Genomic DNA, 25,606 nt, shown 5'->3' on the forward strand with positions numbered 1-25,606 from the left:
AATGAAAGAAATAGAAACGTTGTTATCAAAGGAGATTCATAAATGTCAGAAGTAATGATTATTGTAATTGCATATCTATTAGGTTCCATCCCATTTGGGCTTATAGTTGGAAAAATAGGGTATAATATAGACATACGTGAACATGGGAGTGGAAATTTAGGGGGTACTAACACCTTTCGTGTATTGGGGAAAAAAGCTGGGATAATCGTAACTCTGGGTGATATTTTAAAAGGAACGTTAGCTGCACTACTGCCTTTTCTCATTGAAGTTGATATTCACCCACTATTAATCGGATTATTCGCATCAGTCGGTCATATGTTTCCAGTATTTGCAAAGTTTAAAGGTGGTAAAGCAGTAGCGACATCGGGAGGTGTTCTGCTAGGTTATCAGCCGTTGACTTTCTTGTTCGCTGTAATCGTATTCTTCCTTCTTTTGATTATGACAAGATATGTTTCACTCTCCTCTATGCTAGCAGGTGTTTTAACAGTCTTTTATAGCTTTTATACAAAAGATGTTCCGTTAATTATCGTAGTTAGTGTTTTAACAATATTTATTATTTATCGCCATAGAGCTAATATATCGCGACTAATTAATAAAACAGAACCAAAAGCAAAATTATGGTAACGCTTTAAGTCCAATCATACATAACATTTTTTCTCAAAGCTCTTTTCGTAAACATTGTTGTTTTTCACTACAAAATAAAAGCATGATCAGTATAATGTGAACTCAATAATTGTAAAATATAAAGGATGTCACGAGCTATAGATGTATACGTGCTTAAATTTTAGAACGTAAAGCAACAATCATTGTTTCACAACAACATATTACCATTTATAAGGAATTTCTATATGAAGTTCCTTTTTTTTGTGAAAAAAAGCGACGTAAAATAAAACAATTTTTAATAATTTAGGACAATAGAACATACTTAATTTTTTCAAATTACATAAACTAACCCATCACCAGCGATATGAAAATTTATTTTACCAACCGTACTGAATTTAAATTAGTAGGTTATATATTTAGCAGATACAGATTTAAGCTTTTTCTTTGAACAAAAATGGAGGGAGTAGATGTGCTAACATTTTTCTTTATTCTTTTAGGAGTATTTTATCTTTGGTTTTATTTATAGGTATGTAATGAGGGGGAATTCCCCCTTAAAATATACTTTATAATTTTTTTTGCTAATTAAACATATTCCTAATTATATATTGCATTTTTATTACCTGATTTTATAATAATTGTTATAATTTATGTAAACAAAGAAATAGAGGTAAACATATGATGTATCGGAAAATTTTGTTCGTTTCATTAGGAACAACTGTAACAGTTTGTATATCCATTTTTAGTTGGTTTTTGTTAACATCTATTAATACTCAAAGCGTTCAGGTAGTTGTTAATACTCATCATAATAAAACTCATCACTTGTCCCAAAAAGACTTTACGACTAGCTTAACGATAGGAGCAGTAGGTGATATATTATTGCATAGTACAGTTTATAACGATGCTAAAACATCGGATGGTTATGATTTTACACCTATGATGTCCAATGTACTTCCCCTACTAACAAAACCAGATATTACATTTGCCAATCAAGAATCCATGATTGGTGGTAAAGAGTTAGGAATTTCTACTTACCCACGATTTAATAGCCCTTATAACATAGCTGATACTATAAAGGCTGCTGGCGTTGATATTGTTTCTATTGCAAATAACCATACGCTAGATCGTGGAGAACGTGCCGTATTAAATGCTACTGCTTACTATGATAAAATCAATATGGCTTATGTTGGGGGATACCGTAGTAATCAAGATAAAGAACAACCACGTATACTTGTAAATAATAAGATATCAGTAGGTTTTCTTGCCTATACATATGGAACGAATGGCTTACCTATACCTAAAGGAAAGGAATACTTGGTTAATGTAATAAATGTTACAAAGATTAAAGAGGATATTAAAAAATTGAGGGCGGATGTAGATGTCATCGTTGTAAGTATGCATTGGGGAAATGAATATGAACGGTTCCCGTCTTTTCAACAGCAAGAACTTGCTCATTTACTAGCAAATGAAGGGGTAGACATTATTATAGGTCATCATCCACATGTACTACAGCCAATCGAGTGGATTGAAAGAGATGATAGCTCTAAGAGTATAGTCGTTTATTCTCTAGGTAACTTTCTGTCAGGACAATATAATGACTATAAAGATATAGGAGGATTATTTGAAATAACTGTAACGAAAAGTTTTTCAGGTAATGTAAATGAAATACACTTAGACAATCCAACATTTACTCCTACATATGTATCGAATCAATATCAAAGTAATTTCGAAACATATATTTTAAGTGAACTGGTTAGTTCCAACAATGACCATCTATATGAGCAAATGTATAATGATACAATGGAACATATGTATCAATGGCTAGATGAACAACCTTAGCATAATATTTCATAGTAATAATAGGCTCTTTTGTATTTGTATTTATACAACATTACAACAGTAAAAAGAATTTTTGGATACTTATCAATGGATACTTATCATCATATTATAGAAAAGATGCCACGAAACTATTGTTGAATGCTTGCAAGTAGCCGTATCGGAAGGTGAGGCTGGATCTCACCTCCCTTCTAAGGAAATATGTGAAGCTAGACATTATATAAAAAGACGCTTTTGTTTAGAACGAGAAGCAACAACCACCATTACGAAAACAGCTTAATAAAAAAGACGATCTGAAAGTAAAAAAACTTGAAATTTTCTTTCAGACGTAACGGCTGTCTCAATAATATATGTGGTGGCTATGGGATGCCTTTTCTTCATGTTATTGTAAAAGCTTTGTCAATTAACTAATATTTCTCTAATCCATTCCGACATAAAATATAATTATCGTTGATTTTTTACCTTTTCATATGCTTCATGCCATTCAGGAAAATATTTAGCTATACTGATTGGGCGGAAAGAATCTTTTTTTACACACACATGCTTCGTTGTGCCACATACAGCTAACTGGCTTTCGGAATTGGTAATTTCGTAGCCATACACAACTCTCAACCCATCATATTCTTCAACCCAAGTTGTAATTTCTGCAATTTCTCCATAACGTATTGGCTTTTTATACGAAACATGTGCTTCAAGAACTGGACATAAAATTCCATCATCCTCCATTGCTGCATAGGAAAATCCTAAATCTTGAATATACTTTGTTCTGCCTACTTCCATCCATGTTAAATAATTTGCATGATTAACAACCCCCATTTGATCTGTCTCAGCATAACGAACTTCTATTTTTCTCTTTGATTTTAACAACCTTAATTCCCCCTATGAATTATAATGCTATTTTTATAATTTTAATTGTTAGGCTCTTTTCGTAAACTTATGTTACCACTTTACTTGAAATAGCAATATGATGAGTTTTATGAGTACTTAAAAATTTTAAAAGTAGAAAATGCCACCAACGCTACAAGAATGCGTGTTTAAATTTTAGAACAAATTGCAATAATCAATAAGAGAACAGCCCATTGTTATTTTACATGAAGAGAAGAGCAAGTAAAATATCGTGCTTATAAAAACACTACACCATATATGTGAAATAAGCATGAATAAAGTTGAGTCTCTGTAAAAATGTCTATATAAATATTTTTAGAAAAAGTATGTTCAAACAACAGTTACAGAATCACTATTTTCACAACAACCTCATTAAACAATAAAAGACATGAGCCCGGTTATTCCCGAAATCATGTCTTAAATGTGACTTAATTGTAGCTTTAAAGTCTTCTAGGTTGGCCTTTGGGGAGAATATTACTTATAACCGTTTTCACGGTCTTGAGCTTCATCTTTAATTTCTTCTCTCATCGCTGCAATGCTTTCTTCTCTACGTTGATTTTTTGCCTCGATTTGCTCTCGTTCTTCATCACTAGCAAATTCCATCGTTTCATGTGCTTCCTCAATATTTTCAATCGTATTTTGCACCATATCTTGTAACTTTTCTACATTATCACTACGATCATCAGGCTTTGGTCTATTAGTCAATACTAACCCTCCAATACAAATTGTATATTGTACATCACTAGTGTGTTTCAAACCTCTTGAAATTATGATTAGAAGTCCGTTAAAAAAATCAATTAAATTACTTCTTACGAAAATGAAATTGCTTTTGTTAATTACATATGAATGACTGATGTGTATGGTATGTTTTTCTAACGTCTAGAGAAGAAAAGATGCACCGAACGTTTAGTATATTCATGTATTACTCTTTAACGGACAGCAATGTTTAGATGTAAGTTTCAAATTAATTCATAGGCTTTTTTCAATATTGTTAATGTTTAAAAGTAATACACCTACACTTTAACAAAGTGGCACTTTTTCAACTTTATATTGATAATGAACTAACAAAACACCCTCGATATGGTAAAGGTTAATGAATAAATTCTAGTAAAAAAAGCTAGAAGCGATTTCATGCCTCTAACTTATTTATGACTATGACAACTTTTGCTATAGGAGAATACATACAAATATTGAACCTTCTTATAATTAACTAATTACTAAGGGCTCTAAAGCACAATATTTAATAACTTCATTCACCTTTTGTTTGAATGACATCTGGTTTGTCACCAGATTGATCTTGCATTTTTTTCCCTTTATTACCACCGAAGCCTCTAGGCTGAGTTCCGATATGATTTGGTGTATAATGACTACGTTTATCATTAAACTGTTTTGCCATGTATAACCCCCCCTTTTCATCATTTATTATGGTCAAGTTGACCTTATTCATGTATGAAAGGAGCAAAAGTTTTCATCTGTAAAACTATTGGATTTTTCTGATCATTTTCTGTTCAAGCTTTAATTCAATTCTCTCTAGTGCCTCTTGATCTTTTAATAATTCTTTTTTATTTTCTCGTACCAATTCCTCAAAAGTAACTTTTTTAATTTTTCGCAATTTTCTCACCATCCTTTATATATTATTTTAACGTTAGTATTACCCAATAAACGTATAAATTATTACAACTTTTCGAAAAATCATTATTATACAAACACAAAAAAAGAAACTATCTTTGATAAGTTTCTTTTCCTCACTTTTCACATTTGGCTTTTTTTTGCAAAGATTGTTGTTCATTCAACAATATTAATACTAAGTCGATTAGCAATAGTGACATCTTTGCTACTATTGCAATTATTGAGCTCTCTTAAAACTCTATAATGTCCTTTTACCATTATATATAACAACAAAGTTTATAAAAAAAGCCTTACATTTTCTAGCATACATCCTACACTCGTTTATTTTCTTTATGAATTAGCAAAACATCGTTTCTAATTCATATCATCAACAAACTTTTCCATCTTTTCATAAGACAGTTGACCCACAAACTTATTTCTAATTATCCCATTACTATCAATAAAATACGTAGTAGGGATTGATAATACTTGATAAATCCTATTTGCCTGATCATCTTCATCTAACAGAACAGGAAAAGTCATTTCATATTCATTCACAAAACTCTCAACATCATATTCTGGATCAACATTTACCGCTAAGATCACAACATCAGAGCCGTATTTTTCATGAAATAACTGAAAATCAGGTATCTCTTCTTTACATGGTGGACACCAAGTTGCCCAATAGTTCACTATTACTTTTTTTCCCTGTAGATCAGAGAGCTTAATTGATTCTCCAGTTAATGTAGGTAATTCAAAATCAGGAGCCTTATTTCCTACTGCAATACCTTCAACAGCAGCTTCTGCGTTACTAGTTTTTTCATCAACATCAACAATTTCAGTACCATTTCCAACATGTTTGGAAACTTCTTCAATGCTACCATCTTTCCCAGCAGATACTACTTGCCAAATACTTACTCCAATAAAACCGATTATTAAGATCCCAGCTATTATTTTTTTCATTCCAACGCTCCTTAAATACCATGGTGAAAAATCACAACTCTAATTAGAAATAAAAAAATGTAACGTTATATTGTTTATTATAATTGTTTATATGTAATAATAATATTTCTCTTTATAAACATTTTATGACAAGCTCTATTCACACACTTAGTTGCTTTTTTTCCTTACATAGAGTCACTGATCTATATTATAGTACTTTTATAGTCTTTAGTGAAGAAAAGGTGCCCGACAGCTATCAATACCGAAATAGTCTTTAACAAGGCTCTTTGCGTAAGCATTATTGCTTTTTCCACTTACATTTAGTTACTAATCTATATTATAGAATTTTTATTATGTTATAAACGTGCTTAGATCTTATTATTAAAAAACAATATATGTGTAAACTGTAAAAATAACCTTACAAAAAAGCGTCAAAAATCAACGCTTTTATTGTAAGTAATTCTAATGTTAATGATTTGACGGCTCAGCAACTTTCACTAATAATTTGCCTAAGTTTGTACCTTTAAATAAGCCAATAAATGCTTCAGGTGTATTCTCAAACCCTTCGATAATCGTTTCTTCATATGTTAATTTTCCTTCTTTTAACCATTGTGCTAATTGTAGAATCCCTTCGCTAGCACGATGTGCATAATCACCTACTAGAAACCCTTTCATTAAGGTGCGGTTTTTAATTAAAGTAGTTTGAATGCGCGGTCCAATGTCTTCTTGCAAATTATATGCAGAAATCGCTCCACACACTGGGATGCGTGAATGTACATTTAAATGTTTAAATACTTCATCAGACACATTTCCTCCAACATTTTCAAAGTAGACATCTACCCCATTAGCACATGCGCTTGCTAATTCATCTTTGAAATGTTCACTCTTATAGTTTATAGCTTCATCAAATTTAAGTTCATTTACTAGGTAGTCGATTTTATCTTGAGAACCTGCTATCCCAACTGTACGAGCGCCTTTGATCTTCGCAATCTGCCCAACGATCATACCAACAGCCCCTGCAGCCCCCGATACAACAACAGTCTCCCCTTCTTTCGGTTCACCAATATCCAGTAAACCAAAATATGCGGTTAAGCCTGTCATACCGAGAATTCCTAACGCAGTCGAAATTGGTGCAAGCGATGGATCTATTTTCTGGAGCTCTGATTCATGAACAACTTGATTTCTAGCCCATTTCTGAAAACCTACAACGATATCCCCTTTTATCAATTTCTCTGACTTTGATTCCATTACTTCACTAATGACACCACCGACGATTGGTTGATGAAGTTCATATGGGGCAGCATAAGACTTCCCTTCCCTCATTCTTCCTCTCATATATGGATCTACAGATAAGTATAAAGTTTTTAAAAGAACTTCCCCAGAATTGAGAGAGGGTAAATTAATTTCTACAAAATTAAAGTTATCATTGTTTGGAACACCTTGTGGCCTTGAAGCTAGTTGAATTTCTTCACTACGCATATTTGAATCTCCTTTCTCTTTCTATACTACAAACTACCCTACACCGTTAGATTATATACTAAACTGTTCTAAACAAAAAAGAAGTTGATTTCATCATAACAATAAAAATATTGAACGTAATAAATTTGGCAGTTGGACTATATTATCTAACCAAGGGTTTTGATAAACAAACAGGTAGTTGTCCCTTTTTCTTCTACTATTTAAACTAATTAATTTATGTACGATTTTTACCTATTGCTAGATACTTATAACAGGGTTGTCATTATATTAATTTGATATTGCTACAATAAGATCATTTTTAATGTCCTTGCATTTAAGCTAAACAGCTGTTAACAGTTTAAGTACTGTATCATAAACAGCTATATAAAGAAACAGGGCCAGACCTTTATACTATATTATGCAAAAATGTTGGTATACTCCCTTTCACATTATATAGAATTAGTCAGACCCTTTTTAACTTACTTAATATATTCTAAATTATCCGTGTAATTTGTCACGAAGAACCATTTGTAAAATACCACCGTGGCGATAGTAGTCAATTTCAACTTCACTATCAAATCTCACAAGTACTTCGAATTCTTTTTGATTACCCGCTTCATCAGTAGCTGTCACTTTTACATGGTCTCGTGGGCTTACAGATTCATCGATAGCAACTTCGATTGTTTCTTTCCCTGTTAACCCTAAGCTTTCAGCACTTTCACCTTGTTTAAACTGTAGTGGTAGAACACCCATAAGAACAAGATTACTACGATGAATACGTTCAAAGCTTTCAGCAATGACAGTTTTGATTCCTAGAAGGTTCGTTCCTTTAGCAGCCCAGTCACGTGAACTTCCCATTCCATAGTCATTGCCAGCTAATACAACAAGTCCTGTATCATCTTCCTTATACTTCATACATGCTTCATATATTGACATGATCTCGCCAGTTGGCCAATGAGTAGTCCAACCGCCTTCTGTACCTGGAGCGATTTGGTTACGTATTCTAATATTAGCAAATGTACCTCTTGTCATCACTCGGTCATTTCCACGTCGAGAACCGTAAGAGTTAAAGTCTCGTGGCGTTACACCTTGTTCTTGTAGATATTTACCAGCAGGAGTATCTTTACCAATTGAACCAGCAGGTGAAATATGGTCTGTTGTGACAGAGTCTCCAAATTTAGCAACTACACGTAAGCCTTTTAAGTTTTGTACTGTGCCTGGCTCTTTTGATAACCCTTCAAAGAACGGTGGATTTTGAATATAAGTAGAATCTTCATCCCAACTATACAATGCTTCTTCAGAAGTCTCTATTTCATTCCAACGCTCATTGTCATCAAATACTTGTTCGTATTCTTTTCTAAACAATTCTGGTGTAACAGTTTGATTAACAACTTCTTTTACTTCTTCCATAGTTGGCCAAATTTCGTTCATGTAAACGTCGTTACCGTCTTTATCTTTTCCAATTACATCTTTTTGCAATTCAATATCAACAGTACCTGCAAGAGCGTAAGCAACAACTAATGGAGGTGATGCTAAGTAATTTCCTTTGACTAAAGGATGAATACGGCCTTCAAAATTTCGATTACCAGAAAGTACTGAAGTAACTAATAAATCATTTTTCGCAACTGCTTCTTCAATTTCCTCTGCCAATGGACCTGAGTTACCGATACATGTTGTACAACCATAACCTACTATGTTAAAACCAAGTTGCTCTAAGTATGGGAGTAAACCAGCATCTTTAAGGTATCCAGTAACAACTTTAGAGCCAGGAGCTAATGATGTTTTTACATATTCAGGAACTTGCAAGCCCTTTTCAACTGCTTTTTTCGCTACTAATCCAGCACCCACTAAAACATATGGATTTGAAGTATTCGTACAAGATGTGATAGCAGCAATCGCAATCGCACCAGTTTCCATCGTTGTCTCATTGCCGTTTGCTAATTTGACAGCTACTTTTTTATCTAATTCAGCTTTATCTAACCCAAATCCTTGGTTGCCAGCTTCTGCTGTTAAAGCTGTATTAAATGCTTCCTTCATTTTAGTAAGTGGTATTAAATCTTGTGGACGTTTTGGTCCTGATAGGTTTGCTTCTATTGCTGATAAGTTTATCTCAACCACATCAGTAAAGATAGGATCTTCTGCATCAGCTGTAAAGAACATACCATTAGCCTTACAGTAAGCTTCAACAACTTTCACTTGTTCTTCTGAACGTCCTGTTAAACGCATATATTCAAGCGCTTCCTCATCAACTGGGAAGAAACCACAAGTTGCCCCGTATTCTGGAGCCATATTAGAAATTGTCGCACGATCTGCAAGTGGTAATTCAGCAACACCTGGTCCATAAAACTCAACAAATTTTCCTACAACTCCTTTAGCACGAAGTACTTGAGTTACTTTTAATGCTAAATCAGTCGCTGTAGTGCCATTCGGTAAAGCTCCTGTTAGCTTCACACCAATGACTTCTGGAACTGGAAAATAAGATGGTTGTCCTAGCATACCTGCCTCTGCTTCTATACCACCAACACCCCAGCCTAGAACTCCTATACCATTGATCATTGTCGTATGTGAATCAGTACCTACAAGTGAATCAGGATAAGCTATAAATTCCCCATTCTCCTCTTCAACCGCTTGAACAACATTTGCTAAATACTCTAAATTTACTTGGTGAACGATACCAGTAGCTGGTGGTACAGCACGATAATTATCAAAAGATTTTTGAGCCCAGCTTAAAAATTTATAACGCTCTGCATTTCGCTCAAATTCTAAGTCCATGTTAAAGTTTAACGCATCTGCACTACCTGCTTTATCAACCTGTACAGAGTGATCAATTACTAAATCTACTGGAATTTCAGGGTTAATTTTATCTGGATCTCCACCCATATCTGCCATAGCTTTACGCAGTGACGCTAAATCAACGACAGCTGGTACTCCTGTGAAATCCTGTAAAATAACACGTGATGGCTTAAAAGGTACATCTATGGCTTTTATATCCTTAGTACCCCATTTAGCTAAATTTTCCACATGATCTTTTGTAATTACTCGACCGTCAACTTGACGTAAAACTGATTCCAACAATACTTTAATAGAATATGGTAGGCGAGTAATGTTACCTAATTTTTGTAAAGAACTTAATTGAAAATAATTATACTTTTTTCCATTAACCTCAAATGAAGAACGTGCTTGAAAAACGTCTTGCTTTGTCATTTGTCCTTCCCCCTGTGTCGAAATTTTAAGAATGTAGTCTCAAAAAACATTCTGAGCGCACATTAATTTGAACATATTATTAATATGTTCAATAATTAGTTGAGAGTATTATCGAAAAATATCATTTTTTCTCCCAATTCTAAATTACTTCTCATCCATCTTAATACAAGGAAGATTATAAGTAAATATCAATAATGTTATTGAAAATGATAAGTTTCCCTTATTATACATATTTTTTCCCTTGCAAATAAAAAATAGTAGTGTCTGCAATTTATCAGCAAAAATTGTAATTATAAAGATGATGGAGGTGAAGAAATGGGCAAACGTAAAGCAAACCATGTCATCCCTGGTATGAATGATGCAAAATCACAAGGAATGGGTGCGGGCTATAATGAAGAAATGCAAAATGAGCCATTGACTGCTGAGCAAAGAGCGAACAATAAGAAGAGAAAGAAAAATCAATAAAAGATACCAAACCTTTTCGTAAATTTTGATCATGATTAATGCACGAACCTTGTTTTATATAACATTACATCATAATAATATTCTGAACAAAGTTTCAACGACAAATGCCATTTCGCAAGAATACACCTTTTCTCTTGTGAAATGGTTGTTTCATTATTACATTAAATAAGTTCAACTCACATCAATTGAATATAGAAAATTTCAAGAAACACGAAATTAACATGATGAAGACAAAAAAACCTGCCCAGGCAGGTTTAAGGTGTATTATTGATTTCATTTACAATCGTGTGTAAATCTTGCTGAAATTGCTCTAGTTTCGGCTTTTGGTTTTCAGAGGCAACTTCAAGTGCATTATTTATTTGTTCGTAAGCTTCATTTATTTCATTAGATAAATGTTTTAATTCAGATCCATAATCCGCACGATTCTCTACGATATTATTGTATACGTCCCTAACTTCCTCTGTACCTTGTTGTGCAGCTTGAAAAGCTTGCTGTTTATTTTTTTGATAAGGCACTTAATGTCAACTCCTTCAAATAGATGGAACTTTCTAAGCTAGTATAGACAAAGCTTTTAATATCTATTCATTGAATAAAAAAAAACTATACTGTCATCCTAAAAAAGAAGGAGGAGATTTATCCATGGATGAAAATAATACTAAAGGAATTCGTAAAAATGCTCCTGATGGTGAAAACCCTGGTCAGCCTGAGCCATTAGACGGATCGAAAAAAGTAAAAAATCATAACCATACGAGACAGAAGCATAATAAAGGACATGATATGTAAAAAATTATGAAATCCTATGTAATATATCAACTATTACATTTGCCTCTTCTACAGTCACAGTTCTAAAATCTAGTACGACCTTACCTTTATTAATTCTAGTAACAATGCTCGGTGTGCTCCTCCTTAACTGTTGTGATAGCTGTTGAGACGATTTGCTATGGTGCTCTACTGTTACAACATATGTGGGGAGAGTAACTCCTGGCATTGTTCCTCCGCCAATTTCGGATTCATCTTTTAATAAAGCGAACTTATAATCATTTGTTTTGGTGTTAACCGATTCTATAAAATGCTCAGAACGTTGTTTAATCGCTTCGGTCGTTTCCAATAAATCTCGCAATGTTGGGATCTCAAGTATATTACCTTTTAAGTATGATAAAAGTGTATCTTCAAGTGCTGCAAAAGTCATTTTATCAACTCTTAAGACTCGCGCAAGCTGATGTTTTTTTAACAGATCAATAAGAGGCTTTTTCCCAACAATTATTCCTGCTTGAGGACCCCCTAATAATTTATCACCACTAAAAGATACTAAGTCAACTCCTTGTTCAAGGATGTCTCTTACTACAGGCTCATCCCCAATGCCATTTTGCTGAAAATCGAATAAGCTCCCACTACCTAGATCTTCATAAAATAAGATGTCGTCATACTTTTCTTTAAGCTGTACAAGATTTTGTGTAGGTACTGTTTTAGTAAATCCAATCGTTTTAAAGTTACTCGTATGCACCTTCATGATCATCGCAGTTTGCTCATTAATTACTTCTTCATAATCGTGTAGATGAGTTTTGTTTGTCGTCCCAACTTCCTTAAGGGATACTCCACTCTCCTCCATAATAGCTGAGATTCGAAATGAACCCCCGATCTCTACAAGCTGCCCTCTGGACACAATGACCTCTCGATCCTTTGCTAATGCTCTTAATACTAAAAATACAGCAGCGGCATTATTATTGACAACCATCGCAGCCTCAGCACCTGTCACTTTACTAATTATGTTCTCAATGATGTCATGCCGAGAACCCCTGGTGCCCGAATCAAGGTCAAATTCTAAATTGGAATAGTTTGATGCAATTTCTGCTACTCTCTTTACAGCTGAATCACTTAAGCGGGCTCTCCCTAAGTTTGTATGTAGGATTACTCCCGTAGCATTAACTACCTTTTGTAAATGATATTCAGACATTGACTGTAGTTTAGCTTTAACTTTAGAAAATATATGATCAATCATGGAGGCCTGCCCATGAAATTGAATGATATATTCATTAGATAAAAGCTGTTCTCTCAATTGATTCACTTCGGTTTGAATAACTTGAGTCAACGTTTGCTCGTCTATATTAAACTCTAATAACATAGTAAAAAATTGATTGTTTTTTTGCAATATATGTATTGGTGGTATTTGTCTTAATAAATCAATTCTCATGAAATCTTCCCCAGTCCATTTTTTATCAATTATTTTTAACCATTTTAATTGTTGACACCTTTTTCGTTCAATCATCATATCATATCCAATAGTATATTTCTGGAGGATAATTCAAATGGTTAATAACAAATATCCTAAAGCGATGCAAATCCAGTGTATTGAAGATTGGATGGAGCAATTTTTTCATGACTCTTTCTATCAAATGATTGACGAGCAACAATTTAGAGTTGATTTATTTGAGACTGAACATGAATATATAGTGGAAGCAGAATTACCAAATGTGAACAAACAGCAGATTAATATAACTAGACACAATAATGAGGTTTCAATTATCGTTAACAAAGATGAGCAAGAGGTAGTTGAAAGAAACGTGACTCTTCCATTTTCTATTGAATTGAAAGAAATGAAAGCACTGTTTCATAATGACATTTTAGAAATTTATATTAGTAAAGAAGCTAAAACAAATGTTCAAACAAAACATATTAACATACAGTAATATCCTATTCATCTTCTACAGTATTTCGTAGAAAATTTGACCACAAAAATAAGCATCAGTCACAAGCTGTGAACAGATGCTTTTTAAATTGCTCTGATTGCTTTATAAGTGTACCGCTACCGAGATAAATGGGCTATTTTGCAACCTCGGTCAGGTGAAATAAAGTCTCCACATCATACACCAATGTTTATGTTATTTTGAACATGTTCACATCTTATTCCATTTATTCTTTTTGCTCAATCATATTTATAATTTCATTGGGATCCGGATGTTCACCAGTTTCAAGTTTTGAGTAAATCTTCTCACCATTAACTGAAACTTCGAAAGCACCACCTGAACTTGGAATAAGCTCAAGACTTGTTATTTTAGAATAAAAATGAGAAAACAACTTCTCTGCGAAACTCGCAGCTCTAGGTGCATAGTTTCACTGCATACAAAATTCTACGGATACTTTATAATTTTTCACAACTATTCCTCCAGTACTAAATTAATTATTTCAGCATATGCCTAAGTAACATGGGATAGCAAATATTTTGCAACCACTTTTATTGTAGTACATCCATTATTATATCGTAAAGTTACTTAAACTATTGGTTTTTTTTTTATTGTCAGTCTATACTTTTATTAACGGAGGTGAAGATGATGAGTGAACATGAAAAAATCCGTTTAACTGCGTTATCAACAAAAGCTGGTTGAGGCTGTAAAATTGGTCCACAAGACCTAGCGCAAGTTTTGCGCTATTTACCTGAACAAAAGAATAATCCAAACCTTCTGGTCGGACATGAAACATCCGATGATGCAGGAGCCTACAAAGTAACTGATGAACTAGCATTAGTACAAACTTTAGATTACTTTACTCCAATCGTTGACGATCCATATATGTTTGGTCAAATTGCAGCTGCGAATGCATTGAGCGACCTATATGCGATGGGGGCTACGCCAAAAACAGCATTAAACATTGTCGGTTTCCCAATCAAAAAACTAGGGGCAGAAATTCTAGCACAAATCTTAAAGGGAGCTGCTGATAAGGTAGCAGAAGCAGATGCACTAATTATTGGTGGGCATTCCATTGATGATCAAGAGCCTAAATTTGGGTTATCTGTTACTGGCTTTGTTCATCCGAATAAAATATGGAAAAATATTGGTGCTACAGCTGGAGACGTATTAGTGATTACGAAACCACTCGGTGTAGGAGTTTTAACAACTGGCATTAAACGCGATAAAACTACACTCGAACAGACAAAACAAGTTACAGCCATCATGGCTCAGTTGAACAAGTTGGCAGCTGATTTGTTACAAAAATATACACCAAGTGCTGTTACTGATATAACGGGATTTGGATTACTTGGACATGCAAGTGAAATGGCGCGAGGAAGTAATGTAAGTATGATAATTGATTACTCGAAAACACCTCTATTAGACGGTGCACATAAGCTAGCGCAAAATGGAGTAATACCGGGAGGCTCAAAAGCCAATCATATATGGCTAAAACAATTTGTGGCATATGGTACGAACATCACTGAAACTGAACAGTTACTATTATGTGATGCCATTACTTCGGGTGGGCTCTTTATAAGTATGCCTATAAACGAAGCAAAATCGTATGTAGAAGAGCTACATAATAATGGTCTTGAAGACGCAGCCATTATCGGGCGTGTAATAGAAAAAGAAGATCAGTTTATATACGTTCAGTAAGTTTTTACTTTAATTGGACGTATATACGAGAAATAATGGTTAAACCATTACTAACTAAGCTGTTCACAAGCCATGAAATGATTATAGCAAAAGGTCCAAAATGTAGAAGCAGCGGGAATCTATTCTGAACCGCTGCTTCTTATTTGAACCCATACTCTGTTAGAGTCTTCTCTCGTTGTATAATTTAATTTATCAATCAGTTCAAGTAATGGTACTAAATACTTCCTAGATAGTTGTAGAACATCTTTAGCGTCTTTAAGCTCAAACTGTTTCGGAAAATGTGAGCGTAGCTTTGTAATAGCTTCTTGTAACGCTATAAAATGAATATAGTATTTATCACTCATACGTACTAGTTTTCCAGTAGATATCAAATAATTTCTTAGTTCTTCAGCTTCCCTATCGGGTAATCCTGATTGTTTTACATATTCTGCCCAAGACAGAACTGTGATTCCGTCCTTTCGGATCGTTTGAATCATATTCTCCATTCGTTTTGACCATTGTTTAGGATAACTAGGAGTAAAGCAACGCATTGAGATAAATTGCTCTTTCTTAATAAATATATCTTGATCAGACGTTTGATTAAGTACAAAATCAAGCACTTGTGTTGGATATTTGGTAGAAAAGTGTTGAAGTAATTCCGCTTTGTTGATTCCTGTTCTTAATGGATAACGAACATGGTAAGTATGTAAATATGATTTCATCTCTTCAATGATATTAAGGATAATAGCATTTAGAGTAACTTGGTTCTTTTTAATAACAACAAACTCTGGATGTAAGACCAATTCACCTACCAGGCGTTCGTCAATCGAACTACGCTTATTAATGTCAGGTATGGAAATGATACCAGCTTGTTCGATCATATCTATTAAACGTTCTTTCGGAGTCCCTTTCATTTTGCTATGCAACATAGATACTGTATCTTTGCCAAATCGGTATTTCTGACCATTAGGGTCAATTACCCATCCCCCACCAATAGTTTCTACTGGAGTAGGCCTACGAATGATAAAACGATCTCCTCTTGTCACAACCGTAGACTCTGCTAAACGGAGTTGACAGAGAATTTCCGCATGATCTTCATCACTATTAACCTCATTACGATCAAAGAAGACAATTTTCGCCATTATTTCAGCTGTTCCAATGTGGCATTTTACTAGAGACCTTTGTTTTAGTGTGTGCTTAACATGCTTACTAAGTGAAAGTGCAATATCAATCGTATTAGTTACTAAATAAGATTCTGAAGAAGAAACTAACACATCACCACGCTTCACTTCATCACGTAAAGACGATACATTTATAGCTATTCTTTGTCCAGCCCAAGCTTCATCTACTGGTTTGCTATGCATTTGCATTTGCCTTATATTTACTCTTTGGTTTGAAGGTAGTATCGTTACTTGCTCATCTTCCCGCACAGACCCATCAAAAACTGTTCCTCTTACGACTGTGCCTTGACCTTTTAACGTAAAAACTTGGTCGATTGGCAAGCGAAATGCATGTCTTGTATTTCGTGGTGAGATAGTCTGTAATAGTTTAAGTAATACCTCTTTAAGCTCATCAATTCCCTTGTTTGACAAACTATCAACTAAAAGGGCTGGAGCATATTCAAAAACTGTCCCTTGTAACTCTGACTGAATATCTTCTTTAACGAGTTCAAGCATTTCGTCATCTACTGTATCTATTTTAGAAATTGCAATAACTCCATGTTTAATTCCTAAAAAAGATAATATTTCTAGGTGTTCCTTCGTTTGTGGCATGACACCTTCATCGGCTGCAATTACAATAACAACAACATCTATGCCAGCCACTCCTGAAATCATCTGCCTAATAAACCGTTCGTGACCAGGACAATCAATGATTGAGGCCAACATGTTTTCATGAAGGTGCAAAGGTGCAAAACCTAACTCTATAGTAATCTTGCGCTCCTTCTCCTCTTTCAATCTGTCAGTATCTACATTTGTCAACGCTTTCGTTAAAGCTGTTTTTCCGTGATCTATATGACCAGCTAGGCCGATCGTATAATGCTGCTCTGTCATGTAACATCACCTGCAACTCAATCACAATATTACATTGTAATTTCTCTTTGTATGATTTTTAAAACTGATGAAGTAAAAACCTATTCTATGCACCTTTTAGATAGCTATTGGTGAAAAAACTACTAATCAAACCATCTTAAAGGCATAATTTTTGAGTATCAGAACACGAATACTTGGCGCTTAATGTGCGATATATGCCATGACATTTTATTACGCAATGGTAGCTGCTTGTTCTTCTATTGCCCTTTGCATATCTTGGTTAGTTGCACGCTTTTCAACTTCATCTAGTAGATCATGAATCTTGTTTTCAAAATACTGTACTTCTTCTTCTGTTAAGGCATTCTTCATTTTTTCTGTTAGCCCATCAACCTGCTCTTTCTCTGCTTCAGTTAGATGCTTTGCTAATCCTCGCATGAAAAGACCTCCGTTAATTTATCAGTACTGCTATTATATCATAAAAACCTTTAACCGTTAGATCATTCATGCGACTACATTAACCTTTTTTTAACACGTTCAAGTCCATCCACTTTTGTTCTCTCTGTTTTAATTTCTCGATGTAATAATATATTTTCAGCTGCCATTCCTGATAATATTGAAATACCGACTAAATCTGTAACATTACACGGTGAAAATAAATATGTTGTGGCTAATATTGCAGCCACTGAACCTATTAAAAAATCCGCAATAAAACCAACATCATAACCTTTTGGCTGTGTCCTTTTTTTGGGGAAGATGAGAACTCTTTTATTACGAATGAGATGGGCAATAATTCCCGTAACCCCCCCTACTATCGCCGAAATTAACACGGTTTCAAGTAGCATTTCTCACCTCAACCTCCTTTTAGTTGTAAAAGCACTAAAATTCCATTTAACTTCTTTACAATTTTACAAAACCTAAGCATGTGACTACATAGATAGCAGTTAATAAAGAGTTAATTCGATATTCAATTGCATAATATAGGTTTGATAGAAATTGGAAGCAATAGTTTTAATAGTGGGTAGATGGTTTAATAAATATATTGGGGATTGAATTTATTGGAGTAATAAAAGTAAAGCAGATCTTATTTTTCTTAATTTTCAGTCTTTTTCAAAGATTTCTAAAGCTTGTTCACTGTCCTTTAATAGGCTATATTATTATTTATTATCATAACATATATATAAACATTATTTTCCTTTTTTATCTTATAATTATAAAAATAGGAATATGTACTTGCATAACTCTTGTTTTACTATAGTATTCAAGTACTAGTGTATATATTGTTGAAACAAATACCTTAATTAACATCCTTCAATTAATCACTAGTATTATTATTAATATATAATTATCAGGTTCCTTGAGTTAATCTATTAACCATTAAATTAATATATGCAAAAAATTTCTCTTGCCGATATTATGTAGTGAATTGTATAATGTTACTCGTAAATTACTATTACTAATCTACACTTTATCAATGTGGGGCTGGGTGTACATCTGGTGAGTGCCACGGTCTTCAAAACCGTTTGAGAGGCGCGTGTCGTCTTTGGTGGGTTCGATTCCCATGCAGTCCCGCCAATATACATTACGGCATAAGGGTTTCTAGTGATTTGATCGATGATTTTATACGGTCATTTGTGCGAGATTTCCCTAACGGATTTCTCCCGGTATGATCCGTAATGAAAAACCGTTACAGTCTGGCGATGAAACTGTCCGCTTTCAAAAATTGAAAGGGGCTATTTTTATGCGTAAAAAAACTATTAAGAGAAGATACAATCGCGACAATTCCTCAAGAGAACGCGTAGTTTTATCGATGTCAATGAGCGAGATGTTCGAACAATTTATGTATCTCAAGAAAGCCGAAGGACTCGAAAATAGAACTATCGACGAATACTATATTCACTACGAATATTTTATGCGGTATGCTGAAACTGATCTTCCCGCGAGGAAATGACGACAGAATTATTTTGCAGCTGGATTGCGGACATGATTGAGGAGATGGAACTAGCGCCAGTTTATATTAATATTCGAGTCAGAACTATGAGGGCATTTGTGCGCTATGTGTACGAAGAAAAAGGTTGGATAGACGAGCCGGTACATAAACGGTTTAAACCAATTAAAGCGTCGATAGACATAATAGAAGCATATACAAGTGAGGAAGTTAAGTGAACGATAGGTGCGATTGATGATTCGACTTACGTTGGATTTCGCACTAAGGTGGTTGTGTACGTATTACTTGATACGTTAGTAAGAGTTTCAGAGCTAGTTGAATTTAAACGTAATAATATCGATTTGAAGTCAGGCACTATAAAATTAGAGGGCGTCGAAACTAAGACGCGAGTAGGTCGTTATGTGCCACTTTCTTCTAAAACCATCCGCCTACTTAAAGAGTATTTGGTTGAAACGGAGGATTGCGATAGTGAATACGCTTTTCTAACATACGAGGGGCGAAAAATTAGTACAAGCACTATTCGTGACGATATAGCCTTAGTTGGTAAGATTGCAGGAATTAAGGATAAGCGAGTATCCCCGCACACATTTCGACATACGGGAGCATTGTATTATATACTAAACGGAGGTGATCCGTTTAGCTTACAAAAAATACTTGGTCACTCACATATGAACATGGTTCGACGTTACGTACAAATGACTGACGTTGATATAAAAAGGCAACACAACACTTACTCACCGTTGAATCGAGTTTTTGGTAATAAATGAGAACTACAGCCGGTTTTTACACCGGCTCATATACGTCCACTTCAACGTCGACCACTTCGGTAAACTTCACTCGCTTAAATCCCGTACTCGTTTCAACATGGCATAATAAAACCGCCTTCTCGTTATGCGTTAATTAACGATCGGACGGTTTAATCTGCTGCGTCGATTAATTCTTCGCATTTATATAATTCTTCAAGCATCGGGTTTAAGTAATCATTCGCTGATTCTAAATAGGCCCTGGCGCCTCCAGTTATTTCGAACATATCTTTAGCAATGTTTGAAGCCGGTTTGCTTTCGAGTATCTCTTTCGCTGCTTCGTACCGTTGAAGTATCAACTCTAACATTTGCGTCGGTTGAGCTTCATAATTGCTGCGAATGAGTGGTAATGCGATATTTATTTGCGTTAGGAGTTCGTTAACATTTTCCGCCTTCATAATAACACCGCCTTCTCGTTATGCGTTAATTAACGATCGGACGGTTATAAATCTTGATAATGTTCAACATAGAATTTATTCACTGCTAACACTTGATCTATAATTTCCTCCGGATCATATCTTTCTATCATCTGTGTTAATTCTAAATATTCAAAGTCGGTTGCAAGTGTCTTGTTTATCGCTGCATCTTTTATTTGAGTTAATTCCTCAACAATATAATCAAATCGTTTCTGATCTTCTTCATCAGTAGGATGTTCATGTACTTTTCTTTTACAATCTTCTATGAGTCTAATAAATTTCGCATCAGTGTTCATTTTCTTCACCACTCTGAAAGCTCAATTACATGTAATTTTAGATTTTTAAATGCCTTGACGTCAGCATTTGTCCCTCTAAAATCAAAGTTTGAAAATCCTGCTGCTCGAATTGCTTCTCTTTTTAAGGTTGCTCTGTTATTACGGTTCAACCCTTTAGTATCTATACGATCCAGGAGGGCGTTAAGTTCCCCGACTTTCCAATCGCTTATATTAGATCGTTTAATATTCGCAATAGTTTCGTCTATATCGTTTGTGTTCTTTAATATTCGTTCAACTTTATTATACACCGGTTTATTATTTCCATCAACTACCAAATTAGGGTCGCTTGTAGGCATTACTTGATGACCACACCTCGGATGGAATATCTCACGCCTCGGCAAGTCGCCGATATACGGATAATCGCCCGGCGCGTCCCTCGTTATCTTAACAATTCGCCCTTCCCAATTTCGGCAAGCATCCGTCGCACCGTGGCTCGAAATCAATCCGTAATATGCTTCACGCTCCACCGCTTCATTCATTGTCGCCTGTCGATGTGTTTCAGCCATTTTCGTCATGACTACCGTTTCTGCATAAACCTTCGGTCGCCATCTTCGCCCCATAGAATCAATAATGCCGGTTTCTAACGACTTATCTAACTGTTGTTTTAACCCCGAAACAATATCGCGAGTAAGTGTCCGAGTACCGTTAACGTTTTGCGTCAAGTTGGTTCTCATGACCTCTGCCGTGACCGAACGAACTGCGTTCCTGACCTTTCGCTCAACGTTTTTAGTGACAGCAAGTAAATCGGATTGAGTGTCTGCGACCGCCATTTTGACGAGTTCTTTGTTAACTGCGCTGAAAGCAACAATCGTTTTCGCCTCTTCCAACGTACCAGCTTCGCCGAGAGCAACTAACGTCCTCGCAACACCATCCTCGGCAGCTAGTTCGATATTCTCTTTCGTCCACTCGACCGATTTCTTATCGAGATCGCGTAGTATCTTTTTAATGTTGGCGAGTGTAGCCGTAATATTAGCTCGTCGGTATTCCGTTAAATCAATACGATCGAGTTCACGTTGTAATTGACGCATTGCCTTTTCATAGTAGCCAACTAATTGAGCGACGTTGTAATCGTAATTTGGTTTTGGAATGTCGGCGTTACTCATCGTTCAAAGGCTCTCCGTTAAAAACCGTTCCATCTACCATTCCGTTGACACTTTCCTCGTCACCATCAATCCGACGCATAACCTCGCGAGCCTTTTCGTCGTCTACACCATCCTGCTTTTTGATCGCTGATTGAACGTCGATTGTTGGCTTTCCACCAGTACGAATCTGCATGATTTCGGCGAGCTCTTTCTCATTCTTCGGTAAACCGTCGCTCCAAGTAACCGAAGGATAAATCGGGTCGTATGGCGTAAACTCCTCAACGCCCTCATTCGCATAGTTCTCGAGGATTTGTGCTTTCCACAAAGCGTCGCGAATCGCTCGATCAACGTGTGCCCGAATCCGCTTCACCTTTGATAAGATCGGCATGAACCTCGCTTTTATGGCTGCTCCGTCAGTGTGACTCGTTCCGGTACCGCCTCGATCTTCCGTCATTGTTGTACCGAATAACCATTGCGGGGTTTCCGCCATTTGGAATACGGTGCCTAGTAAAATATCGAGCTCCTTAAACGCTGAATCTAAGTGCCCGTTCCATACGATTGCGCCAGGCGTTTGTTCTTCCTTTTGTACCGGAATATAATTGCCTCCAAGTGCGACCGAGCCTGCTCCGTCCTCTGTTAATTCGGGGCCATATAACGTCGGGTCGCTGTGTTTCCACAAGATATAATCGATTTGTACCAAGCGATCATTAATCGCTATCAACACCGATTCTAACTTTTCGACTAAACTAATACCGCGCCAATCATCGTCGACTGACTTGTACGGGATTTGTTCAACGAGTAAGTGTGGCACGCAAGTTTCGTCAACGTCAGACTCGCGCATGGTATCGACCTTCTTTTCGATTTCGAACAATTCAATAGGTACGCCCCAAGTAGTGTCGACGCCTTTTTCGACTAAGCGATAACGTTCATATATAACGTAACCTGGTACGTGCTTTTCAACGTTTAAGAATGGGATTTCCTCTCGCTTTGTTTCAATGTATTCCACCCACGCAATATTAATCGCCTTGAATTTTTTAGCCGAACCATTCGCAAGTTCCGGAAACACGTAACATGACGGCACCGTTTCAATAATCGGCTCAGGGCTGAGTTCCGGTTTCACCAAATCGCCGGGAATCGCTGATAAATCTTGGCGTACATTGTAATACGTTTTAATCCAGGCATCGCCACGATAACCATTGCCGACGGTTAGTTCGTGTAGTTGCTGAGTTATGTCGTTTTCCTCAACGATTCGATTAATCGCTTTTTGTTCAGTACTTTCGCTATCCATGCCGGATTCAAATTTCGGTGGTTCACCGACGAGTAGATCGGCTGGTTTCGTGCAAAGTATATCGATGATGTTCACCGCGATATATAACTTTTCCATTTGCGACGCAAAAGGTCTGTCTTTTAATAATTCGGATGCACGTTGATAGACTTCGTGTTGCTTGCCGTCAAAGAACGATTTACCTCGCTTATATTTCGCTAAGCGTTCAACGTCGCCTGCCGGTGGAAACTGCTTGCCTATTTCGAACATTGCACCGCCTCCTTTCGTTTAGTAATATAATTAATAGATTACAAGGGGGTCTTTCTATGAAATTTGTAAAACCGATAGTTGCAGCAATCGTCGTGTATTTTTTATTAGATGTATTTTTACCGTTTGATTGGATAGTTTATATCACTTTCGGAGTAGTCGTTGGTTGTTTATTTGGGATAATAAATTTACTCAAAGATATAAACAATAAACTGACGCCAAAGTCTAATGGATTGATAGAAGAAAGAGAAAATAATGAGTAAACTACAACCACGCAGGCTTTTCCATTACTCGCGCTCTGACCTTTTTAGATATTGAAATCGCCTGCTCCATTGCGTCAATTAAGTCGTCATGCTCACCCGTTCCATATCGTTCAAATTGTTCGAGCAACAGGGCGTGATTACTTGAAAACTGAATTCCACCGCTTTCAATATCCGGCAACATTGCCTCGATTCGAAGCTCTTTACGCTGGCGTTGCTGAATTTTATGAACGCGTGAATGTGCCGGGTAATTCGCATTTCTTAGCGCCTCTTTCAGCTTATCAACGAAAAACTCTTGCGCCATTTGCGCCTCGGCTGCTATGCCATGGGGCTGATATTTTAGCGTCATTTCAACGATCTTTTTCATGAATACGTCAGGCTTAACACGTTCGCCCCAGGAATCAATAACGTAATAGGTATTCGTTGTTTTATCCTTCGCAACAACACCAATCGCCGAGTAGTCGCCTTTCTTTTTACCCATCGCAAAGTCGACGCCCATCGTTATTAAATATTGGTTTGCGTTGTAATCAAATGTCGACGTGTTCTCATTCCAATACGTAAAGGTGCTCGGAACGAAAATCATCGATTGGATTATTCTGATATTCGGTGTTGAACGCTTTGGAACCGTTGTCCCACTTCCATTTCATCAGCTTGTACAACGACTGAACGTCCGACCAAAGCACGTCAGCACCTTCGTCCATTTCCTCGCGATTGGTTTCGTAAAATGCGAGTGCTTCGTCGGCTCGATTTGCGTTATTGCGATCTTGATAGATTTCGCGACATTGTTCCCATAACGCCATGTTCTTCGGTTGTTCTATCATCGCACGATAAATCTTCGTTCGAAAATCCGACCGTTTATGTAAAATGTTCATCAATAATGCGTCGTGGTGTACGGTCGTTCGCATGTAAACATACGCTGTTAACTCGCCTTTCGGGTCGCCAAGTGGCATAACAACCGATGCGAACCATTCGCGCAGCTTCTTTCGAAGTTCCGGCGTCGAGGCGTTGGTGTTTGCGTCCTCTAGGTCATCGCAAATAACTAAATCAGGGCGATTTCCATCCCAGTTACGACCACGTAAACGCTGTCCGGTCGATGCTGCTTGAACTAACGCCACTCGCTCGCGTCTGTGTTGTTCACCAACGATCGGATGCCATGCGATAAACTCACTCGAATTGTCCTTTTCGTTCCCCTGCAGTTTTGGGTCGAGCAATGGGCCGAAGTCAGCGCGTAGTTTTTCGTTGTATTTCAACTGATTCGAAATCCAATCCATATTAGCGCTCGATACGTCCGGCGTTTCCGAAATAATGATGATATATTTGCGTAATCGATACACGACCTCATGAATCGGGTATGCCTTTGAAAGAAACGACGATTTAGCGTGAGATCGGGGTGCTGCGACTCCGACCTTATCATTGCGCTTGACGTAAGATACTTCGTCCATTAGACCGCAAATTTCATGGTGAAACGATGGGGCATTTGCTAATACGTTGCTCGGTAGTTCGTTTTCCGCGTTGAAATCGTAGCTCGGAATCCAGTTACCGGAGTTTTCCGGGTTCAAGTCCTCGCCGAAATATTCATACGCAAAGTAGAGCAAATCACGTTCGCCACGATGAATTCTGTTATAGCGTTCGAGCTTTTCGATTAATTCAAAGTAGTCTTGCGCAATTTCGACCGGCATTTCCTCGACTGAGGTATATTCAGCGTCAATTAACGTAATAATTTCGTTTATTTCTTCGATTTTATGTCGGCGTTGATCGTATTCGAGCCACTCACCGTTTTCCCACGCCATAAGATCATCCTCCTTTCCGTTTTAGTGCACGCAAAAAAAGCCCGCCGTCGATGGC

At 36.3% G+C, this 25,606-nt stretch carries 28 protein-coding genes and 1 tRNA gene; 10 read left to right on the forward strand and 19 right to left on the reverse strand.

Annotation, left to right across the window (positions count from 1 at the left end):
* Positions 1-42 precede the first annotated feature (42 nt).
* Positions 43-624, forward strand: coding sequence for a glycerol-3-phosphate 1-O-acyltransferase PlsY (gene plsY / locus SLH48_RS04970; protein WP_214482402.1), 582 nt, complete (start codon positions 43-45; stop codon positions 622-624).
* Positions 625-1,278: 654 nt separating this feature from the next.
* Entirely contained in the window at positions 1,279-2,439 is a 1,161-nt protein-coding gene (locus SLH48_RS04975; RefSeq protein WP_320257241.1) for a CapA family protein, read from the forward strand.
* A gap of 441 nt (positions 2,440-2,880) precedes the next feature.
* Here SLH48_RS04975 and SLH48_RS04980 read toward each other — a convergent pair whose 3' ends face one another.
* From SLH48_RS04980 to acnA, 7 genes are all read right to left on the reverse strand, one after another.
* Positions 2,881-3,303 (reverse strand): thioesterase family protein, encoded by a 423-nt coding sequence (locus SLH48_RS04980; protein ID WP_320257242.1) that lies wholly within the window; start codon positions 3,301-3,303, stop codon positions 2,881-2,883.
* 492 nt (positions 3,304-3,795) lie between these two features.
* Positions 3,796-4,026, reverse strand: a complete 231-nt coding sequence (tlp, locus tag SLH48_RS04985) for a small acid-soluble spore protein Tlp (RefSeq protein WP_320257243.1) — start codon at positions 4,024-4,026, stop codon at positions 3,796-3,798.
* A gap of 544 nt (positions 4,027-4,570) precedes the next feature.
* Positions 4,571-4,717, reverse strand: a complete 147-nt coding sequence (locus tag SLH48_RS04990; protein ID WP_214482398.1) for an acid-soluble spore protein N — start codon at positions 4,715-4,717, stop codon at positions 4,571-4,573.
* An 84-nt stretch (positions 4,718-4,801) separates the two neighbouring features.
* Positions 4,802-4,942, reverse strand: a complete 141-nt coding sequence (locus SLH48_RS04995) for an FbpB family small basic protein (protein ID WP_410629344.1) — start codon at positions 4,940-4,942, stop codon at positions 4,802-4,804.
* A gap of 362 nt (positions 4,943-5,304) precedes the next feature.
* On the reverse strand, positions 5,305-5,892 hold the full coding sequence (locus tag SLH48_RS05000) for a TlpA disulfide reductase family protein (RefSeq protein WP_320257244.1): 588 nt from the start codon (positions 5,890-5,892) through the stop codon (positions 5,305-5,307).
* A 447-nt stretch (positions 5,893-6,339) separates the two neighbouring features.
* On the reverse strand, positions 6,340-7,350 hold the full coding sequence (locus SLH48_RS05005; RefSeq protein WP_320257245.1) for an NADP-dependent oxidoreductase: 1,011 nt from the start codon (positions 7,348-7,350) through the stop codon (positions 6,340-6,342).
* Between the two features lie 477 nt (positions 7,351-7,827).
* Positions 7,828-10,533, reverse strand: coding sequence for an aconitate hydratase AcnA (acnA, locus tag SLH48_RS05010; RefSeq protein WP_320257246.1), 2,706 nt, complete (start codon positions 10,531-10,533; stop codon positions 7,828-7,830).
* A gap of 315 nt (positions 10,534-10,848) precedes the next feature.
* Between acnA and sspO the strand changes: the two genes are divergently transcribed.
* Positions 10,849-10,998 carry a small acid-soluble spore protein O gene (sspO, locus tag SLH48_RS05015; protein ID WP_214482393.1) on the forward strand — a complete coding sequence of 50 codons (150 nt, stop codon included), beginning with the start codon at positions 10,849-10,851 and terminating at the stop codon, positions 10,996-10,998.
* A gap of 254 nt (positions 10,999-11,252) precedes the next feature.
* On the opposite strand, the gene SLH48_RS05020 is transcribed toward sspO, so the two are convergent.
* Positions 11,253-11,513: a hypothetical protein gene (locus SLH48_RS05020; RefSeq protein WP_214482392.1), complete on the reverse strand. Its 261-nt coding sequence runs from the start codon at positions 11,511-11,513 to the stop codon at positions 11,253-11,255.
* A gap of 124 nt (positions 11,514-11,637) precedes the next feature.
* On the opposite strand from SLH48_RS05020, the gene SLH48_RS05025 reads away from it, so the two are divergent.
* Positions 11,638-11,781 carry a small acid-soluble spore protein P gene (locus tag SLH48_RS05025; RefSeq protein WP_214482391.1) on the forward strand — a complete coding sequence of 48 codons (144 nt, stop codon included), beginning with the start codon at positions 11,638-11,640 and terminating at the stop codon, positions 11,779-11,781.
* Between the two features lie 4 nt (positions 11,782-11,785).
* Here the strand turns inward: SLH48_RS05025 and selA are convergent, their stop codons facing one another.
* Complete coding sequence (gene selA / locus SLH48_RS05030) at positions 11,786-13,264, reverse strand: L-seryl-tRNA(Sec) selenium transferase (protein WP_320257247.1); 1,479 nt, start codon at positions 13,262-13,264, stop codon at positions 11,786-11,788.
* Positions 13,265-13,304: 40 nt separating this feature from the next.
* Here selA and SLH48_RS05035 point away from each other — a divergent pair, with 40 nt between their 5' ends.
* Complete coding sequence (locus SLH48_RS05035; RefSeq protein WP_320257248.1) at positions 13,305-13,685, forward strand: Hsp20/alpha crystallin family protein; 381 nt, start codon at positions 13,305-13,307, stop codon at positions 13,683-13,685.
* 223 nt (positions 13,686-13,908) lie between these two features.
* Here the strand turns inward: SLH48_RS05035 and SLH48_RS22455 are convergent, their stop codons facing one another.
* The gene (locus SLH48_RS22455; RefSeq protein WP_410629504.1) at positions 13,909-14,118 is read right to left on the reverse strand and encodes an Rdx family protein; all 210 of its coding nucleotides are present in this window, start codon (positions 14,116-14,118) and stop codon (positions 13,909-13,911) included.
* Positions 14,119-14,327: 209 nt separating this feature from the next.
* Here SLH48_RS22455 and selD point away from each other — a divergent pair, with 209 nt between their 5' ends.
* On the forward strand, positions 14,328-15,380 hold the full coding sequence (selD, locus tag SLH48_RS05040; protein WP_413785394.1) for a selenide, water dikinase SelD: 1,053 nt from the start codon (positions 14,328-14,330) through the stop codon (positions 15,378-15,380).
* A gap of 119 nt (positions 15,381-15,499) precedes the next feature.
* Here selD and selB read toward each other — a convergent pair whose 3' ends face one another.
* The 3 genes from selB to SLH48_RS05055 form a co-directional block, all read right to left on the reverse strand.
* Entirely contained in the window at positions 15,500-17,410 is a 1,911-nt protein-coding gene (selB, locus tag SLH48_RS05045; RefSeq protein ID WP_320257250.1) for a selenocysteine-specific translation elongation factor, read from the reverse strand.
* Positions 17,411-17,620: 210 nt separating this feature from the next.
* Entirely contained in the window at positions 17,621-17,824 is a 204-nt protein-coding gene (locus tag SLH48_RS05050) for a hypothetical protein (protein WP_214482386.1), read from the reverse strand.
* Between the two features lie 74 nt (positions 17,825-17,898).
* Positions 17,899-18,231 (reverse strand): DUF4257 domain-containing protein, encoded by a 333-nt coding sequence (locus SLH48_RS05055; protein ID WP_214482385.1) that lies wholly within the window; start codon positions 18,229-18,231, stop codon positions 17,899-17,901.
* A gap of 633 nt (positions 18,232-18,864) precedes the next feature.
* On the opposite strand from SLH48_RS05055, the gene SLH48_RS05060 reads away from it, so the two are divergent.
* The 3 genes from SLH48_RS05060 (at position 18,865) to SLH48_RS05070 (ending at position 20,101) form a co-directional block, all read left to right on the forward strand.
* Positions 18,865-18,961 (forward strand) — tRNA-Sec (locus tag SLH48_RS05060).
* Positions 18,962-19,333: 372 nt separating this feature from the next.
* Positions 19,334-19,552, forward strand: a complete 219-nt coding sequence (locus SLH48_RS05065) for a hypothetical protein (RefSeq protein WP_320257251.1) — start codon at positions 19,334-19,336, stop codon at positions 19,550-19,552.
* Between the two features lie 54 nt (positions 19,553-19,606).
* Positions 19,607-20,101 (forward strand): tyrosine-type recombinase/integrase, encoded by a 495-nt coding sequence (locus SLH48_RS05070; RefSeq protein ID WP_320257252.1) that lies wholly within the window; start codon positions 19,607-19,609, stop codon positions 20,099-20,101.
* Between the two features lie 149 nt (positions 20,102-20,250).
* On the opposite strand, the gene SLH48_RS05075 is transcribed toward SLH48_RS05070, so the two are convergent.
* The 4 genes from SLH48_RS05075 to SLH48_RS05090 are packed head-to-tail and all read right to left on the reverse strand — an operon-like array spanning position 20,251 to position 23,504.
* Positions 20,251-20,535: a hypothetical protein gene (locus SLH48_RS05075; protein ID WP_320257253.1), complete on the reverse strand. Its 285-nt coding sequence runs from the start codon at positions 20,533-20,535 to the stop codon at positions 20,251-20,253.
* A gap of 44 nt (positions 20,536-20,579) precedes the next feature.
* Entirely contained in the window at positions 20,580-20,849 is a 270-nt protein-coding gene (locus SLH48_RS05080; protein WP_320257254.1) for a hypothetical protein, read from the reverse strand.
* Positions 20,850-20,854: 5 nt separating this feature from the next.
* A complete protein-coding gene (locus SLH48_RS05085) occupies positions 20,855-21,991 on the reverse strand; it encodes a phage minor capsid protein (protein WP_320257255.1) in 1,137 nt (378 codons plus the stop codon).
* Positions 21,984-23,504 (reverse strand): portal protein, encoded by a 1,521-nt coding sequence (locus SLH48_RS05090; RefSeq protein WP_320257256.1) that lies wholly within the window; start codon positions 23,502-23,504, stop codon positions 21,984-21,986. Before SLH48_RS05090 ends, SLH48_RS05085 begins: the two co-directional genes overlap by 8 nt.
* Positions 23,505-23,560: 56 nt before the next feature.
* On the opposite strand from SLH48_RS05090, the gene SLH48_RS05095 reads away from it, so the two are divergent.
* Complete coding sequence (locus tag SLH48_RS05095) at positions 23,561-23,764, forward strand: hypothetical protein (RefSeq protein WP_320257257.1); 204 nt, start codon at positions 23,561-23,563, stop codon at positions 23,762-23,764.
* 1 nt (position 23,765) lies between these two features.
* On the opposite strand, the gene terL is transcribed toward SLH48_RS05095, so the two are convergent.
* Both terL and SLH48_RS05105 read right to left on the reverse strand, forming a co-directional pair.
* Positions 23,766-24,242, reverse strand: coding sequence for a phage terminase large subunit (gene terL / locus SLH48_RS05100; RefSeq protein WP_320257258.1), 477 nt, complete (start codon positions 24,240-24,242; stop codon positions 23,766-23,768).
* 64 nt (positions 24,243-24,306) lie between these two features.
* Positions 24,307-25,551: a hypothetical protein gene (locus tag SLH48_RS05105; protein WP_320257259.1), complete on the reverse strand. Its 1,245-nt coding sequence runs from the start codon at positions 25,549-25,551 to the stop codon at positions 24,307-24,309.
* Positions 25,552-25,606: the final 55 nt, after the last annotated feature.

The sequence above is a fragment of the Cytobacillus sp. IB215316 genome, assembly GCF_033963865.1.
In the GTDB taxonomy this organism is placed as follows: Bacteria; Bacillota; Bacilli; order Bacillales; family SM2101; genus Nanhaiella; species Nanhaiella sioensis.